This is a genomic window from Pseudomonas chaetocerotis (assembly GCF_015712105.2).
Lineage (GTDB): Bacteria > Pseudomonadota > Gammaproteobacteria > Pseudomonadales > Pseudomonadaceae > Aquipseudomonas > Aquipseudomonas chaetocerotis.
The window spans coordinates 139,091-154,214 of sequence record NZ_JACFYX020000006.1; the positions used below are offsets into that span (position 1 = coordinate 139,091).

At 64.0% G+C, this 15,124-nt stretch carries 16 protein-coding genes; 5 read left to right on the forward strand and 11 right to left on the reverse strand.

Annotated elements, in window-relative coordinates:
• Window positions 1–60 precede the first annotated feature (60 nt).
• From H3221_RS12420 to bioB, 9 genes are all read right to left on the reverse strand, one after another.
• Complete coding sequence (locus H3221_RS12420) at window positions 61–1,380, reverse strand: GGDEF domain-containing protein (protein ID WP_263482764.1); 1,320 nt, start codon at window positions 1,378–1,380, stop codon at window positions 61–63.
• Between the two features lie 115 nt (window positions 1,381–1,495).
• Window positions 1,496–3,301, reverse strand: coding sequence for a phenylacyl-CoA dehydrogenase (locus tag H3221_RS12425; RefSeq protein ID WP_196474730.1), 1,806 nt, complete (start codon window positions 3,299–3,301; stop codon window positions 1,496–1,498).
• Between the two features lie 169 nt (window positions 3,302–3,470).
• The gene (locus tag H3221_RS12430; RefSeq protein ID WP_196474731.1) at window positions 3,471–4,208 is read right to left on the reverse strand and encodes a putative metalloprotease CJM1_0395 family protein; all 738 of its coding nucleotides are present in this window, start codon (window positions 4,206–4,208) and stop codon (window positions 3,471–3,473) included.
• Window positions 4,209–4,262: 54 nt separating this feature from the next.
• Window positions 4,263–4,562, reverse strand: a complete 300-nt coding sequence (locus H3221_RS12435) for a hypothetical protein (protein ID WP_196474732.1) — start codon at window positions 4,560–4,562, stop codon at window positions 4,263–4,265.
• Window positions 4,563–4,661: 99 nt separating this feature from the next.
• Window positions 4,662–5,348 (reverse strand): dethiobiotin synthase, encoded by a 687-nt coding sequence (gene bioD / locus H3221_RS12440; RefSeq protein WP_196474733.1) that lies wholly within the window; start codon window positions 5,346–5,348, stop codon window positions 4,662–4,664.
• Window positions 5,349–5,400: 52 nt separating this feature from the next.
• Window positions 5,401–6,210: a malonyl-ACP O-methyltransferase BioC gene (gene bioC, locus H3221_RS12445; RefSeq protein WP_196474734.1), complete on the reverse strand. Its 810-nt coding sequence runs from the start codon at window positions 6,208–6,210 to the stop codon at window positions 5,401–5,403.
• Window positions 6,211–6,381: 171 nt separating this feature from the next.
• Complete coding sequence (locus H3221_RS12450; protein WP_196474735.1) at window positions 6,382–7,107, reverse strand: alpha/beta fold hydrolase; 726 nt, start codon at window positions 7,105–7,107, stop codon at window positions 6,382–6,384.
• Window positions 7,100–8,269, reverse strand: a complete 1,170-nt coding sequence (bioF, locus tag H3221_RS12455) for an 8-amino-7-oxononanoate synthase (protein WP_196474736.1) — start codon at window positions 8,267–8,269, stop codon at window positions 7,100–7,102. Before bioF ends, H3221_RS12450 begins: the two co-directional genes overlap by 8 nt.
• Before the next feature lie 92 nt (window positions 8,270–8,361).
• Window positions 8,362–9,420 carry a biotin synthase BioB gene (bioB, locus tag H3221_RS12460; RefSeq protein WP_196474737.1) on the reverse strand — a complete coding sequence of 353 codons (1,059 nt, stop codon included), beginning with the start codon at window positions 9,418–9,420 and terminating at the stop codon, window positions 8,362–8,364.
• 196 nt (window positions 9,421–9,616) lie between these two features.
• On the opposite strand from bioB, the gene H3221_RS12465 reads away from it, so the two are divergent.
• From H3221_RS12465 to rarD, 5 genes are all read left to right on the forward strand, one after another.
• Complete coding sequence (locus H3221_RS12465; protein ID WP_192982711.1) at window positions 9,617–9,910, forward strand: hypothetical protein; 294 nt, start codon at window positions 9,617–9,619, stop codon at window positions 9,908–9,910.
• A gap of 43 nt (window positions 9,911–9,953) precedes the next feature.
• Complete coding sequence (locus H3221_RS12470) at window positions 9,954–10,694, forward strand: ComF family protein (RefSeq protein ID WP_196474738.1); 741 nt, start codon at window positions 9,954–9,956, stop codon at window positions 10,692–10,694.
• Between the two features lie 61 nt (window positions 10,695–10,755).
• Window positions 10,756–11,520 (forward strand): TOBE domain-containing protein, encoded by a 765-nt coding sequence (locus H3221_RS12475; RefSeq protein WP_196474739.1) that lies wholly within the window; start codon window positions 10,756–10,758, stop codon window positions 11,518–11,520.
• A 98-nt stretch (window positions 11,521–11,618) separates the two neighbouring features.
• Entirely contained in the window at window positions 11,619–12,593 is a 975-nt protein-coding gene (locus H3221_RS12480) for a serine/threonine protein kinase (RefSeq protein WP_196474740.1), read from the forward strand.
• 270 nt (window positions 12,594–12,863) lie between these two features.
• The gene (rarD, locus tag H3221_RS12485) at window positions 12,864–13,757 is read left to right on the forward strand and encodes an EamA family transporter RarD (protein ID WP_196474741.1); all 894 of its coding nucleotides are present in this window, start codon (window positions 12,864–12,866) and stop codon (window positions 13,755–13,757) included.
• A 313-nt stretch (window positions 13,758–14,070) separates the two neighbouring features.
• Here the strand turns inward: rarD and H3221_RS12490 are convergent, their stop codons facing one another.
• Complete coding sequence (locus H3221_RS12490) at window positions 14,071–14,589, reverse strand: glycine cleavage system protein R (protein ID WP_196474742.1); 519 nt, start codon at window positions 14,587–14,589, stop codon at window positions 14,071–14,073.
• Between the two features lie 33 nt (window positions 14,590–14,622).
• Window positions 14,623–15,072 (reverse strand): GNAT family N-acetyltransferase, encoded by a 450-nt coding sequence (locus tag H3221_RS12495; protein ID WP_196474743.1) that lies wholly within the window; start codon window positions 15,070–15,072, stop codon window positions 14,623–14,625.
• Window positions 15,073–15,124 lie beyond the last annotated feature (52 nt).

A 15,124-nucleotide genomic window follows, 5' to 3' on the forward strand; every position in this document is an offset into this window, starting at 1 on the left:
AACTATCTGATTGACCGAGAACAGGGAAAGCCCCTGCCGACCGCTCGTCTGCCAGCGCCGTTATTCACTCCCGGAGGCCAGCTTAACGGCCCCGCGACGCAGTCCGGCGCTACGGATGCAATTGCGTCCTGCGGCCTTGGCGCTGTAAAGCGCCTTGTCCGCCTCCTTGATCACTTCCTGCGGCGTGCGCTGCTCGGCCTGACGCTCGGCGACGCCCATGCTCACGGTGACCGACACCTCACTGGCAGCCTTGCCGGCCCGGCGCTGCTTGCCCTGCCGATCATCGCGCGGGCGACTTTGCGAGTCGCGCAGTAGCATGCGGTACTGCTCGATGGCCAAACGCACTGCCTCGATGTGCGGTATGGATTGCTCCACGCTCTTGCCGGGAAACAGCAAAGTGAACTCCTCACCGCCATAGCGATAGGCCTTGCCGCCACCGCCAACCTTACGCAGCTGACCGGCGACCAGACGCAGCACCTGATCCCCTACATCATGGCCGTGGGTATCGTTGAATTTCTTGAAATGGTCGACATCGACCATGGCGATCACATAATCACGCCCCAGGCGCTGCAGGCGCTCGTTGAGCGCACGCCGACCAGGCAGCCCGGTGAGCTCGTCACGGAAGGCCATCTGGTAGGCCTCATGCGCCACGGCAGCCACCAGCATGAGCATCACCATGCTGATCATCACCTGCAACGCGTTGGCCAGGATGAACACCTGCGGCAACATCCACAGCAGACCGCACAACCCCACCCATTGCGCCGCATGCAGCGGCCTGGGCTTGCGCAGGTACTGCACTGACAGAGCGATGAAAGCGAGCAGGAACGCCAGATAGACCAGTTGCGCCAGATTCATCCAGGCGCCATGCAGCGACGGCCAGTGAATCTGTGCCAGCCAGTCGGCAATACCCTGTGGATAACGGCGCGCCAGGCCGAAGGCCACCGCGCTGACCGCCAGCAGCACCAAGGCGCGGGCGAACATGTCCTGCGCCAGGTGCGAGCGTTCCTCCCAGCAGCCGTAGAGGGCATAGAGCAGCGGTAGCAACAGGCAGATCAGGTGGAAGACCAGAGCCGCGTCGCCCCGTACCTGACCGTTGTCACGGAAGTGATCGACCTGGATATCCAGCAGGAAGTAGCCGACATACAGCGCCAGCAGTAGGAAAACTTCCCGCTGACGTCCATAGACCAGGCAGAACGCACCACCGAGCAGTAAAAGCAGTGTCGGCAATACATTGAACAGGGAAATGAAGAACTCGCTCAGCGCCGGCAGCAGAGCAGCCACCATCCCGCCGACCAGCAAGGGCAGTGATGAGAAGAAATGGCTGAGGCGCAAATTGGCCGTGTGGATCACGCTGGCATCCTGAGCGGAGAATGAAGGCATTCTGCCTGCTTCGACTGCTTAACACAGCGACAGGATGCGACATTCCCTTCAGTGTCCGGCACAGAAACGACAACGCCGCCCCGAGGGACGGCGTTGCTCTTCACCCGAATCGGACTCAGAAGCCGAGCGCGAAGTGCTCTTCTTCCATGTCCATCAGGTTGCTGGCGCCAGACAGCATGGCTTCGACATGCGTACGGGTGCGCGGCAGGATGCGCGCGAAGTAGAAGCGAGCGGTCTGCAGCTTGGCCTTGTAGAAGGCCTCGTCGTCAGTACCGGCAGCCAGCTTCTCGGCAGCCAGACGCGCCATGTCGGCCCAGAAGTAGGCCAGGCAGGCGTAGCCGGAGTACATCAGGTAGTCCACGGAGGCGGCGCCGACTTCTTCGCGATCTTTCATCGCGGCCATGCCGATCTTCATGGTGATGTCGCCCCACTCCTTGTTCAGCTTGGCCAGCGGCTCGACGAATTCCTTGACGGAATCGTTGCCTTCGTTGGCCTGGCAGAACTTGTGCACGATCTTGGTGAAGTTCTTCAGAGCGCCGCCCTGAGTCATCAGCACCTTGCGGCCCAGCAGGTCAAGCGCCTGAACGCCAGTGGTGCCTTCGTACATCATCGAGATGCGGCAGTCGCGCAGGTTCTGCTCCATGCCCCACTCGCTGATGAAACCGTGGCCACCGTAGATCTGCATGCCGTGGGAAGCGGCTTCGAAGCCCACTTCGGTCATGAAAGCCTTGGCGATCGGCGTCAGGAAAGCCAGCAGTTCGTCAGCGGCTTTCTTCTCTTCTTCGTCCTGGCTGTGCTGGACGATGTCCACCTGCTTGGCGGTGAAGTAGACCATGGCGCGGTTGCCTTCGGCGAACGCCTTCATGGTCAGCAGCATGCGACGCACGTCTGGATGCACGATGATCGGGTCAGCAGCTTTTTCCGGCGCTTTCGGGCCAGTCAGCGAACGCATCTGCAGACGCTCGCGAGCGTACTTGATGCCACCCTGGAAGCCGACTTCGGCATGGGCCAGGCCTTGCAGCGCGGTACCCAGACGAGCGGTGTTCATGAAGGTGAACATGCAGTTCAGGCCCTTGTTGGCCGGGCCAATCAGGTAGCCGGTGGCGCCATCGAAGTTCATCACGCAGGTAGCGTTGCCATGGATACCCATCTTGTGCTCGATGGAGCCACAGGAAACGGCGTTGCGCTCGCCTACGCCGCCCTCTGCGTTGGGCAGGAACTTCGGCACGATGAACAGTGAGATACCTTTGGTACCGGCCGGTGCATCGGGCAGGCGGGCCAGAACGATATGGACGATGTTGTCGGCCATGTCGTGCTCACCAGCGGAAATGAAGATCTTGGTACCGGAGACCTTGTAGCTGCCGTCGGCCTGCGGTTCGGCCTTGGTACGCAGCATGCCCAGATCGGTGCCGCAATGCGGCTCGGTCAGGCACATGGTGCCGGTCCACTCGCCGGAAACCAGTTTGGTCAGGTAGGTGTGCTTCTGCTCGTCGGTGCCGTGAGCGCCGATGGTGTTCATCGCGCCATGGCTCAGGCCCGGGTACATGCCCCAAGACCAGTTGGCCGAACCGACCATTTCGCTGATGGCCAGGCCAAGCGACTCAGGCAGACCCTGGCCGCCGTGCTCGACGTCATGCGCCAGGCTCGGCCAGCCGCCTTCGACGAACTGCTGATAGGCCTCTTTGAAGCCGGTCGGGGTTTTCACGCCGGATTCGCTCCAGGTGCAACCCTCGGTGTCACCCACACGGTTCAGCGGCGACAGCACCTGCTCGCAGAACTTGGCGCCTTCTTCGAGGATGGCATCGACCATGTCCGGAGTGGCGTCCTGGCAGCCAGGCAGGCTCTGGTAGTGCGCTTCATAACCCAGCAGCTCGTCACGAACGAAACGAATGTCACGCAAGGGGGCCTTGTAGTCAGGCATAACGGTAAACCTCTGCGGTGGATTCCTAGTAGTTGGGGTGACCGTCTTGGCGGTCGCTCTCGGGATCACTCCCGGCTGCCTGGCCGCGAGGCTGCGGCCGAAGCAATCAAACAGGCGTTTGAAACATACGTTTACGCCAACCCCTTGTCAAGCGCTGCCAATCGGCCGACTACGCGACCAGATCGATGCGAGGCTCCGGCGCCGGCAACTCGCCCAGACGCCGATACAGATCAAGATTAGGCGCTGGTGGCAGAGCCTGCTGCGACTGCTCGGTGGGCTGCTCATCCACTTGCCTGGCTTGGTCACGCGCCTTGCGCTGTTCGACGGCGCTGATGGCTTCTTCGCGCCGCTGCTCGGCCAGTTCGACGCGCGCCTGCGCCGCCTGCGCCTGAGCCAGAGCAGCTACACGCAGGTCCTGCGGGGAAGGTTCGATGGGCGCGAGTGCTGCGCGCAGGACGATTTCCATCTTGCGCAACGTCGCTTCGGGATCATTGGGAACGGGAGCGGTGTCGATGCTGACTTCGCCCGAGACGGCGTAACGCTGCCCATCGGGGCCGCGCTTGAAGCTATAGGTGGGCGCACCGGCGTATTGCCCGCCCACGGCAGCGTGCGCCTGCTCGTGGGTGCGCACCTCGCGGTCACGTTGCACAAGCTCGGCGATTTCCAGCTGCTGCTGGCGCTGCTCCTGAGGGCTTGGCTCGGGCTCGCCTGCGCGCGTCGATGAGTTGGTATCGCGATCCGCCTCTTCTCGGCCGGAGGCAGCGGAGTCGGCCTGCTGCTCCTGTGGCGCGGCGACAGGCGCCTGGTCGGCACGGGCAATATCAGGGGAAACATCGGACGACAACGGTCTCGCCGAACTGGCGGACGGCGCGGGAGTGAAAGGTGGCAGGCTACTGCCGATCTGCATGAGCGCCCTCCTGCCCCGCTGCTGGCCGCATCCGCGCGGCCGCGGTGAGACGACTTAAGCGCGGGTATCGATCAAGGTGCCCAGGACCTCGTCAGCCGTGTCGACGACACGCGCATTGGCGCGCACTTCGTTTTCACCGACACGCAGTGCGACGAGGCTTTCAGTCAGATCGGGACGGCTGCGCTCGGAAATCTCTGAGCTCGGGTTGACCTGATTCTGCGGCGCGGTCTGGGTGGCCTGCTGAGAAGGGTTGATGGTGTTGCTGGCGATACCAGCGGCTGCCTGTTCGACACGGCGTTGCCCGGCCTGAATACCGTTCAAACCCGAATTGAATGCGTTGGCGGAGATTTCCATCGGCAGCCCCCTGAGGGATGTAGAACCTAATGACGAGTATTGAAGCAGAAAACGGCTAAAAAACGTACAGGCAAAAGGCTATGGTCACTTTACTGTTTATTACCAGTCTGCCAACAACTCGAGATTGAGGTGTTCCGCTACTGCTGCGGCCGTCGCTTTGCCCAGGTGCGGCACCCGCCCCAGGCACGGCGCTGGTAGCCGCTCGCTGAGGGTGGCGAGATTCTCCTCCAGGCGTGAGGTCTTCGGCTCGACGATATTGGCCACCCAGCCGGCCAGCCTGAGCCCGTCCCGCTCGATGGCTTCGGCACTGAGCAGTGCATGGTTGATGCAACCCAGGCGCACACCCACCACCAGAATCACCGGGATACCCAGCGCCACGGCCAGGTCCGACAGGCTTTCCTCGCCGGCCAGCGGCACACGCCAACCACCCGCGCCCTCCACCAGCGAGAAGTCCGCGCCCTTGGCCAGAATCGCCCGTACCGGCGGCAGCAGGCTGGCAACATCCAGTTTGACGCCTACCTCACGGGCTGCCAGATGCGGGGCAATGGCCGGTTCGAAGGCCAGCGGGTTGACCTCCTCATAGCGCAGCGGCAACGAGCACTGGGCGAGCAAGGCCAGCGCATCTTCGTTGCGCAAGCCGTCGGCAGTTCGCATGCAACCGGAAGCGACCGGCTTGGCCGCTGCGGTGCTCAGCCCCTGCAGACGCGCCGCATGGAGCAGGCCAGCGGCGATGGTGGTCTTGCCGATTTCGGTGTCCGTTCCAGTGACGAAGTAGGCTTGAGTCATCTGATCCCCGTTGGAGCGAGCGCTGCTCGCGAAGCGTGTTGGCGAGCGAAGCTCATGTCTTTGAAGGTTTCTGCAGCACGCCGTACACCACCTGATAGGTCGCCGGCAGCCCTTGCGGCTGACGAAAACGCTCGTAGGCCTCGATCAGCGCGCGAATGCGTGAGCGCCCGGTCAACCCGCCTGGACGCCCTGGATTGAGGTTGTGCGCGCCGATATCCTTGAGCGAGGTGGTCAAGCTGCGCAGATCCGCGAAGTGCAGCACCTCGGCCTGACGCTGCAGTGTCAGCGGATGCAGGTTGCTGGCCGCACATATCTGCTGGTAATCCTCGAAGCGGCGAAAACGATTGACGTGGACCAGGCCGTCGACCGCCAGCCAGCTGTCACGCAGCTCCTGCAGGGTGCCGACGCACAGGCTGGAAAACGCCAGCACACCACCGGGACGCAACACCCGCTGCGCTTCGCTCAGCACGCACGGGAAATCGGCACACCATTGCAGCGCCAGGCTGGAGAACAGCAGGTCGACGCTGTCGCTTTGCAGCGGCAGAGCCTCGGCATCGCCAGCGATGAAATGTGCCGCACCGCCCTGCGGGCGAGCATGGCGCAGCATGCCTTCGGCGATATCCATAGCCAGCCCTTCGCCTTGTGCATGACGCTCGCCCAGGACGCGGGTGAAATAGCCCGTGCCGCAACCCAGGTCCAGCCAACGACGCGGCTGCAGCGAGGCCGGCAAACGCGCCAGCAGTTGCGTGCCGACGCTGCGCTGCAGTTCGGCCACTGCATCGTAGCTTTCTGCCGCGCGGGAAAAGGACGCGGCGACCTGGCGCTTGTCCGGCAGGCCGCCGGGCTGGGCGTACTCGCTCACAAGCCGCCCCCGCAGGATATGCCCTGCGCACCATAGGATGTCTGCAGCGGGTGCGCACCGCGCACCCTACGAGCGCTCGGCATCCCAGGGAAGCGAGTGTGCGGCGCCTCGACGTAGGGTGCGCCATGTGCACCAGAGGATTGCGGCAGTTCGCGGCAGCAAGCCAGCCTCCTACGAGTCGCCATCGTTGGCCTCGCGGATAAACTCGAGCAGCAGCGCCGCCAAGGCCTGCGGCTGTTCCAGCACGAAGGCGTGGCCGCAGCCCTCCAGCACGTCCACCTCACCGGCTGGTAGCAGCGCCAGCAGGTCATCGGCGGCGGCGGCCGGCACCAGGGCGTCCTGCTCAGCCAGCAGGTGCAGCTGCGGCCCGGTGAGGGCGGCGAGCGCGGCACGGTTATCCAGCGTCGCCAGCACCTGCAGTCCGGCCAGTAGCGAGGGCTCATTGGCCAACAGATTGGTCTGCAACAGTCGCGCCAGACCGCGTGTGTCGGCGCAGCCCTGGGCACAGAGCATGGCGAAGCGCTTGAGGGTCGCGTCGGCGTTCTCCTGGCAACCCTCATAGAAGGCTGCGTAAGTCTGCGCCGACATTGCCGTCGGCCAGGCATCGCTGGCGACGAAACAGGCGTTGCTGGCCAGGGTGATCAGGCCACGGCAGCGCTTGCCACGACGTGCAGCCAGGGCAGTCGCCAACATGCCGCCAAGCGACCAGCCGGCCAGCCAGCAGTCATGTGGCAAGCGCGTATCCAGCTCGTCGAGCCAATCGGCCGCCGCCGCACTGCCCAGTCGCGGCAGGGCCGGCACCTGCACCTGCATATTGCTACCCAGCGCCTCGGCCAGCGGTTGCAGTACAGCGCCGTTCAGGCCCCAGCCCGGCAACAGAATCAGCGTCTCACGCATCGGTCTGCACCTGCGGCCAGCACTCGGCCAGCGCCTCGAGTAGCAGCTCGAGCTGCGCATCGCTGTGCGCAGCGGACAGCGTCACGCGCAAGCGGGCACTACCGGCAGGCACGGTCGGAGGGCGAATGGCGCCGACCAGCAGGCCGCGATCCTTGAGCAGGGCAGAGAGTTTCAGCGCACGCGCGCTGTCACCCACCAGGATGGGTTGAATCGGCGTAGGGCTGTCCATCAGGCTCAGGCCGATTTCGGCGGCGCCCTGACGGAAGCGTGCGATCAGTCGATTCAGATGCTCCCGACGCCAGTGTTCGCTGCGCAGCAGTTCCAGGCTCTGCAGCGTGGCGCAGGCCACCGCTGGCGGCTGACTGGTGGTGTAGATGTAGGGGCGGGCGAACTGGATCAGGGTCTCGATCAGTTCCTCGCTGCCGGCGACGAAGGCTCCGGCGGTGCCAAAGGCCTTGCCCAGCGTGCCGACCAGTACCTGCACATCATCCTGGCCCAGACCGAAGTGCTCGACAATACCGCCACCGGTGGCGCCCAGCGGGCCGAAGCCGTGAGCATCATCGACCATCACCCAGGCCTGCGTGGCGCGCGCCTCGGCACACAATGCCGGTAGATCGGCCAGATCGCCGTCCATGCTGAACACACCATCGGTGACCACCAGACAGTTGCCCGTCGCCTTGCGCAGGCGGTTGGCCAGGCTGACCGCATCGTTGTGCAGGTAGCGCGAGAACCGCGCGCCACAAAGCAGGCCAGCATCGAGCAGCGAAGCGTGATTGAGACGATCCTGAATTACGCTGTCGCCCTGGCCAAGCAGCGCAGTGACGACCGCCAGGTTGGCCATGTAACCGGTAGAGAACAGCAACGCACGCGGCCTGCCGGTGAACTCGGCCAGTGCCTCTTCAAGTTCATGGTGCGGCGTGCTGTGGCCAATAACCAGATGCGAAGCGCCGCCACCGACGCCCCATTTTTCCGCGCCGTGCTGCATGGCGCGAATCACCTCGGGGTGGTTGGCCAGGCCGAGATAGTCGTTGGAACAGAAGGCCAGCAACTCCTGATCGTCCGCGCGCACTTGCGGCCCCTGCGGGGTCTGCAACAGAGGGCGCTGACGGAACAGATCGGCAGCCTGACGCTCGGCCAGGCGGGCGGATAAATCGAAAGGCATATGCATACCCTGTAGGAGCCGACTTGCCGCTGTCCGACGTCTCGGCGATCAACGGCAATCGCCAGCAAGCTGGCGCCTACATAAACAGCGGTTTAGGCCGAAGCGGCGTTGTAGAACAGCTTGGAATCGCGCTGCTCGACCAGCGCCTGCTCGATGGCCGCCTGGTGCACCTCATCGGCATGCTCTTCGCGCTCTTCGGGTTTGATGCCGAGGCGCTTGAACAGGGCCATGTCCTTGTCCGCCTGCGGGTTGGCGGTGGTCAGCAGCTTCTCGCCGTAGAAGATCGAATTGGCGCCAGCCATGAAGGCCAGGGCCTGCATCTGCTCATTCATCGCTTCGCGGCCCGCGGACAGGCGCACGTGGGACCTGGGCATCATGATCCGCGCCACGGCCAGGGTGCGGATGAAGTCGAACGGATCGACGTCCTTCTCCTCGGCCAGCGGCGTGCCCTTGACCTTGACCAGCATGTTGATCGGCACGCTTTCCGGATGCTCCGGCAGATTCGCCAGCTGGATCAGCAGCCCAGCACGGTCGTCAACCGACTCGCCCATGCCGAGGATGCCGCCGGAACAGATCTTCATCCCTGCTTCGCGCACGTAGGCCAGGGTCTGCAGGCGCTCGCCGTAGGTGCGGGTGGTGATGATGTTGCCGTAGAACTCCGGCGAGGTATCGAGGTTGTGGTTGTAGTAGTCCAGCCCCGCTTCGGCCAGCGCCTGGGTCTGCTCCTGATCGAGACGACCGAGGGTCATGCAGGTTTCCAGGCCGAGCTTCTTCACGCCTTTGACCATTTCCAGCACGTAGGGCATGTCCTTGGCGGATGGATGTTTCCACGCCGCGCCCATGCAGAAGCGCGTGGAGCCGATGGCCTTGGCCTCGGCGGCCGCCTCCAGCACCTTCTGCACTTCCATCAGTTTTTCCTTGTCCAGGCCGGTGTTGTAGTGGCCGGACTGCGGGCAGTACTTGCAGTCTTCCGGGCAGGCGCCGGTCTTGATCGACAGCAGGGTCGAGACCTGTACGCGGTTGGGGTCGAAGTGCTGGCGATGGACGCTTTGCGCCTGGAACAGCAGGTCGTTGAAAGGCTGCTCGAACAGCGCGCGAACCTCGGCGAGGCTCCAGTCGTGGCGGGTGGTGATTGCAGCGGTTGCGCTCATCTGAGAAGTCCTTCGACGCTTGGTGGCATCTGTTGTCAGGCCCACACGGGGCATTCAGGCTTTGGCCATCATAAGTGGCGATTGGATGCTGTCAACCACAACAAAGGCACAGGTTTACATATGATCAATTATCAACCAACAGAACTTATGTCATGGCACAAGGCCAAATGCTTACCCCTCCCACAGGATGTTCTGCATGCAGGTTGAAGGTTTTTTCGAAGGGCTCGGCGAAGCACTGGGTCGCGCCATCCGTTTCATCGTCGACATGCTTTCAGGCGTGTTGGGTGCCATGGCCGATGCCATCGACGACTTTCTCCATGGCCTGGCCAGGGCCATTGGCATGGACGTGTCGATCTTCAGCATCATCCTGCTGATCATCGGCCTGCTGCTTTTGTTCAGCGGCGCTCGTTCGCTATTACGTGGCTCGATCATCGGCGGTGTGATCTGGCTATTTCTCGGTCTGGTCGTGATGGGCTGGCTCATCCGCTGACGCTGACTAAACTCCAGGCACCACTGCTCAAGGACGAGCTGCCATGCCTCCACTCGATCTTTCATCCCTGCAACGCCTTGCCTGGCTACGCCAACGGCGCCACTGCCAGCTCTGCGACGAAGCCACCGATCACCCCACGCACGACATCTGCACGGCCTGCGAATCCGAACTGCCCTGGCTCGGGGCTCATTGCCAGATTTGTGCGGTTCCGTTATCGGCTCATGACCTGATCTGCGGCGCCTGCCAATCGAAACCGCCGAGTTTCACCCGCGTGGAAGCGCCCTGGCGTTATGCCTTTCCCGTCGACAACCTGATCACCCGCTTCAAGCACCAGGCTCAATGGCCATACGGCCGTCTGCTCGCCGAACTACTGGCCGAACACCTGCGCCATGCCTTCGATGAAGGGCTGCCCCGCCCTCAGGCGCTGCTGCCGGTGCCGCTGGCCCGCAAGCGCCAGCGACGACGCGGCTTCAATCAGGCACAGATGCTCGCCGACTGGCTGAGTGCCAGCCTAAAGCTGCCGGTGCAAAATGACTGGCTGCAGCGCCGCGTCGATACACCCGCACAGCAAGGGTTGGATGCCGCAACGCGCAAGCGCAATCTGCGTCAGGCCTTCAGCCTGGAACTGCAAGCCAAGGTCGCCGGCGCTCATCTGGCACTGGTCGACGACGTCCTCACCACAGGCGCCACGGCGGGCGTGCTAGCCCACCTGCTGCGTCGCGCCGGCGCCCTGCGCGTCGATGTGTATTGCCTGGCACGCACGCCACGGCCGGGCGATGGCTGACTTGACGCGCCTGGCGCAGTCACGCACCGTGCCCGACATCCTCCCTGGCAACGCCTGAACCATGTCGCAGCTCGATTCCATCGCCCAATTGCTCAGCCGCCGCCCGAAACGCCTGGCCCTGCTCGAGCAGATCGCCGAACAAGGCTCCATCACCCGCGCCGCCAAAGCCGTCGGGCTGAGCTACAAGGCGGCCTGGGATGCCATCGACGAGCTGAACAACCTGTCCGAGCAGCCCCTGGTCAGCCGCAGCGTCGGAGGCAAGGGTGGCGGTGGTGCGCGCCTGACACCCGCTGGCGAACGCCTGCTGGCGCTGCAGCAACGCCTGCAGGTATTGCAGACGCAACTGTTGCAGGCCGCCGGTGACGATGCCGACCTGGAGCTGCTCGGCCGCCTGATGCTGCGCACCAGTGCGCGCAACCAGCTGACCGGTCGTGTAAGCGCGATCCACGCCCACGGGCACAACGACCTGATCGATATCGAACTGCCAGGCGGCGGCCACCTGCAGGCGCAGATCACCCATGACAGCACGGAAAACCTGCAACTGAGCGAAGGCAGTAACGTGGTAGCCCTGATCAAGGCTGGATGGCTGGAATTGCAGCCACTACAGGCTCCTCGTGCCGAACAGCACAACGCACTCGAAGGCCGCATCGAAAAGATTCTGCCGGCCAACGACGGCCCCAGCGACGTGCGCATCAGTCTGCCTGGCGGCCAGACCCTGTGCGCCCTGATCGAATCCGCTCGGCTGGCCGAGCTGGGCCTGCGCGCCGGCGATCCGGTGCGCGCGCAGTTCGCCGCCAGCCAGGTGCTGCTGGGTACGCAACTGTAGGCCGGCTGCAACTCGCTAATAACGCCAACGGCGGGTTACACCCGCCCTACGTTTAGCGCAAGCCGGTAGACTGGGCGCCCACTCACGCGGAGCCGCTCATGAGCCATCCTTTTTCCACCCTCACCCCGGATCTGGTACTCGATGCCGTGGAGAGCATCGGCTACCTCAGCGACGCCCGCGTATTGGCACTCAACAGTTACGAGAACCGCGTCTATCAGGTAGGCATCGAGGGCGAAACCCCGCTGATCGCCAAGTTCTATCGCCCGGATCGCTGGAGCGATGCGGCGATCCGCGAGGAGCACAGTTTCAGTGCCGAGCTGGCCGAGCATGAGGTCCCGGTGGTGGCGCCACTCACGCGCAACGGCGAGACGCTGTTCGAACACGGCGGCTTCCGCTTCGCCCTGTTTCCCCGCCGTGGTGGCCGCGCACCGGAGCCGGGCAATCTCGAGCAGCTGTATCGCCTCGGCCAGTTGCTCGGACGCATGCACGCCATCGGCGCCAGCCGTCCTTTCGCTCATCGTGAAACCCTGGCGGTGGACAACTTCGGCCATGCAGCCCTGGCCTCCCTGCTCGACGGCGGGTTCGTGCCGCGCAGCCTGCTGCCCGCGTACGAGTCGGTAGCGCGCGACCTGCTCGCCCGCCTCGATGAACTGTTCTCCCGCGTGCGTTACACGCCGATTCGCCTGCATGGCGACTGCCACCCCGGCAACCTGCTACACCGCGATGACGCCTTCCATGTCGTCGACCTCGATGACTGCCGCATGGGCCCGGCTGTGCAGGACCTGTGGATGATGCTGGCCGGCGAGCGTCATGAGCGCCTCGGCCAGTTGGCCGAACTGGTCGACGGCTACCAGGAATTCCACGACTTTGCCGCCCGCGAGCTGCCGTTGATCGAAGGCCTGCGCGCCCTGCGCCTGATGCATCACAGCGCCTGGATCGCCCGACGCTGGGACGACCCGGCGTTCCCTCTGGCCTTCCCCTGGTTTGCCGGCGAGCGCTACTGGGGCAACCAGATTCTCTCTTTGCGCGAACAGATGGCCGCACTGGATGAAGAGCCGCTGAGACTGTTCTGAGGCGCTATCTCGATGCCGTCAGGTAGGGTGCGCCGCGCGCACCGCGGACTACCCGAGCGGCTGCAAGGGTCCGCCATCTCCCAGATCATCGCGAGACTGATCACCAGGCAGCGCAGCGCGCCGACCGATACAGTTGCGCACGCCGCGTAAAGTTTGCCTTACGACTTTGCCGACGCGGCGGTGTACGGAAAAACTGAACGAACAGACAAGGCAGTGGACAGAGCGCTAGAATTTCGCGGCAACCGTTAGCTGCCTAACCAAGGATTCTCGATGGCTACCGCCAACCCGCAACGCGGGTACGTTCTGGGCCTTACCGCCTACATCATCTGGGGCCTGTTCCCGCTCTACTTCAAAGCCCTGCAAAGCGTGCCGGCGATGGAGATCATCGTGCACCGCGTGCTCTGGTCCGCGCTGTTCGGCGGCCTGCTGCTGCTCGTCTGGAAGCACCCTGGCTGGTGGCGCGAGCTGCGCGACAATCCCAAACGCCTGGCAGTGCTGGCCGGCTGCGGCCTGCTGATCGCCACCAACTGGCTGGTGTACGTGTGGGCGGTGAACAACGATCGCATGATCGAAGCCAGCCTGGGCTACTACATCAACCCGTTGATCAACGTGTTGCTCGGTCTGGTGATTCTCGGCGAGCGCCTGCGTCGCCTGCAGTGGCTGGCCGTCGCACTGGCCGCACTGGGCGTGCTGCAGCAGCTATGGCAGGTCGGCAGCCTGCCTTGGGTGTCGCTGGTGCTGGCGCTGACCTTCGGTTTCTACGGCCTGATTCGCAAGCAGGCACCCGTGGCGGCACTGCCCGGGCTGGTGGTGGAAACCTGGCTACTGGTGCCGGTGGCGCTGGCCTGGCTGGCTCTGCACCCCGCCGCGATGAGCAGCCAGGCGAGCTTCTGGACCAGCAGCGAGGCGCTCTGGTTGGCGGCGGCCGGCCCCATCACCCTGGTGCCGCTGGTATGCTTCAATGCCGCGGCGCGGCATCTGCCGTACACCACGCTAGGCTTTCTGCAATATCTGGCTCCGACCCTGGTGCTGCTGCAGGCCATCCTGCTGTTCGATGAGCACTTCTCGCCGAGCACCCTGCTGGCATTCGCCTGCATCTGGGCCGGACTTTTTGTATACAGCCTGGATATCTGGCTGAACCTGCGCAAGCGCTCGAACGCTTAACCCTGCGGTGCGCACGGCGCACCCTACGGGGGTTCGCGAACACCGGAGGGTGTCGCGGGCCCACCTAGGCCGTGTGCACCGGTTTTCCTGCCAGCGCTCGCTGAACAGAAAACATCCACCCAGCGCCAAGCCTCGCCAGCCCTGGCGCGGCGCCTGTCATCCGCGGCTTATCCACAGATCCATCCCCGATATTTGTGCACAAGCCATTGATCCTGCTGAATTTTTAGCCAGCCAATGAAAAGCCCCGGGGCACTAGGTAGTGCGCCGGGGCTCCCCAGTTTATCCACAGGCTGATCCACCTATGCCGTGGATATCAATCCTCGGCGCGCAGATTCAGCTCCACCATCAGGTCATCGGCCAGGGTTTCCAGGCGTGCCTGCAATTGCTCCAGCGCCAGCGTCTCCGGCACGGCCAGCAGCGCTTCGGCGGTGAACAGCAACTCGCCGCTCATTGGCGCTGGCGCCACCTCGGTCAGCAGGCTCTCCAGGTTGACGCCCTGCTCGGCCAACACACGGGTGATATCGCGGACGATACCGGGCCGGTCGTTACCCACCAACTCCAGACGAATCGCGGTGAAGCGCCCGCCCGGTTCGCTGCCGCTCGCTGCCAGCTGCACACGAATGCCCTGTGCACTGAGGGCTTCGAGCTCCTTGATCAGGCCACCATGGGCCTCGGCCGGCACATCCACCCGCACGATTCCGGCGAACTGCCCGGCCATGCGCGCCATGCGGCTCTCCAGCCAGTTGCCGCCATGGCTGGCCACGCAGCCAGCCAGACGCTCGACCAGACCCGGTTGGTCCTCGGCAATCACCGTCAGTACCAGATGGTCCATGTACTACCTCACTCGTTCACAGGATTAGGAAGGTCAGCCGCGTAGCGACAACCAATAGGTGAAGAACTGCTCGTCACGCTCGTAGCCAAGCCGCTGGTAAAGGCGCTGACCGGCCAGATTGGTCTTCGCCGTCTCCAGTTGCAGACCGCAGGCGCCGGCCGCCTCGGCATGCGCGCGAGCGGCGTTCATCAGCGCCTCGCCAACACCCGAACGGCGCGCGCTTTCCTCGACATACAGATCGCTCAGCAACCAGGCCGGTTCCAGCGCCAACGAAGAATGAAAGGGATAAAGCTGCACGAAGCCCTGCGCGGCGCCCTGCTCGTCGCGGGCGATGAACAACTGTGAATCCCCACGCTGCAGGCGCAGACCAATGAAGGCGGCAATTTCCGCCTCGTCCCGCGGCACTTGATAGAAGCGCAGGTAGCCAGCAAACAGACGGGTGAGATCGGCAAGGTCGGCAGCAACAGCAGCAGATACCGTCATGGCGGGCTCCAGGATGCTCGAAAAAACAGTATAGGCGAGGAGGCGTAGGCCA

Bases quoted from the DNA above. Each gene is read 5' to 3' on its own strand.
- bioF (WP_196474736.1), bottom strand. From the start codon at position 8,269: ATGCCTTTCGATTTATCCGCCCGCCTGGCCGAGCGTCAGGCTGCCGAT.
- H3221_RS12465 (WP_192982711.1), top strand. From the start codon at position 9,617: ATGCAGGTTGAAGGTTTTTTCGAAGGGCTCGGCGAAGCACTGGGTCGC.
- H3221_RS12435 (WP_196474732.1), bottom strand. From the start codon at position 4,562: ATGGAAATCTCCGCCAACGCATTCAATTCGGGTTTGAACGGTATTCAG.
- H3221_RS12420 (WP_263482764.1), bottom strand. From the start codon at position 1,380: ATGCCTTCATTCTCCGCTCAGGATGCCAGCGTGATCCACACGGCCAAT.
- H3221_RS12430 (WP_196474731.1), bottom strand. From the start codon at position 4,208: ATGCAGATCGGCAGTAGCCTGCCACCTTTCACTCCCGCGCCGTCCGCC.
- H3221_RS12475 (WP_196474739.1), top strand. From the start codon at position 10,756: ATGTCGCAGCTCGATTCCATCGCCCAATTGCTCAGCCGCCGCCCGAAA.
- rarD (WP_196474741.1), top strand. From the start codon at position 12,864: ATGGCTACCGCCAACCCGCAACGCGGGTACGTTCTGGGCCTTACCGCC.
- H3221_RS12490 (WP_196474742.1), bottom strand. From the start codon at position 14,589: ATGGACCATCTGGTACTGACGGTGATTGCCGAGGACCAACCGGGTCTG.
- bioD (WP_196474733.1), bottom strand. From the start codon at position 5,348: ATGACTCAAGCCTACTTCGTCACTGGAACGGACACCGAAATCGGCAAG.
- H3221_RS12450 (WP_196474735.1), bottom strand. From the start codon at position 7,107: ATGCGTGAGACGCTGATTCTGTTGCCGGGCTGGGGCCTGAACGGCGCT.
- H3221_RS12495 (WP_196474743.1), bottom strand. From the start codon at position 15,072: ATGACGGTATCTGCTGCTGTTGCTGCCGACCTTGCCGATCTCACCCGT.
- H3221_RS12480 (WP_196474740.1), top strand. From the start codon at position 11,619: ATGAGCCATCCTTTTTCCACCCTCACCCCGGATCTGGTACTCGATGCC.
- bioB (WP_196474737.1), bottom strand. From the start codon at position 9,420: ATGAGCGCAACCGCTGCAATCACCACCCGCCACGACTGGAGCCTCGCC.
- H3221_RS12470 (WP_196474738.1), top strand. From the start codon at position 9,954: ATGCCTCCACTCGATCTTTCATCCCTGCAACGCCTTGCCTGGCTACGC.
- H3221_RS12425 (WP_196474730.1), bottom strand. From the start codon at position 3,301: ATGCCTGACTACAAGGCCCCCTTGCGTGACATTCGTTTCGTTCGTGAC.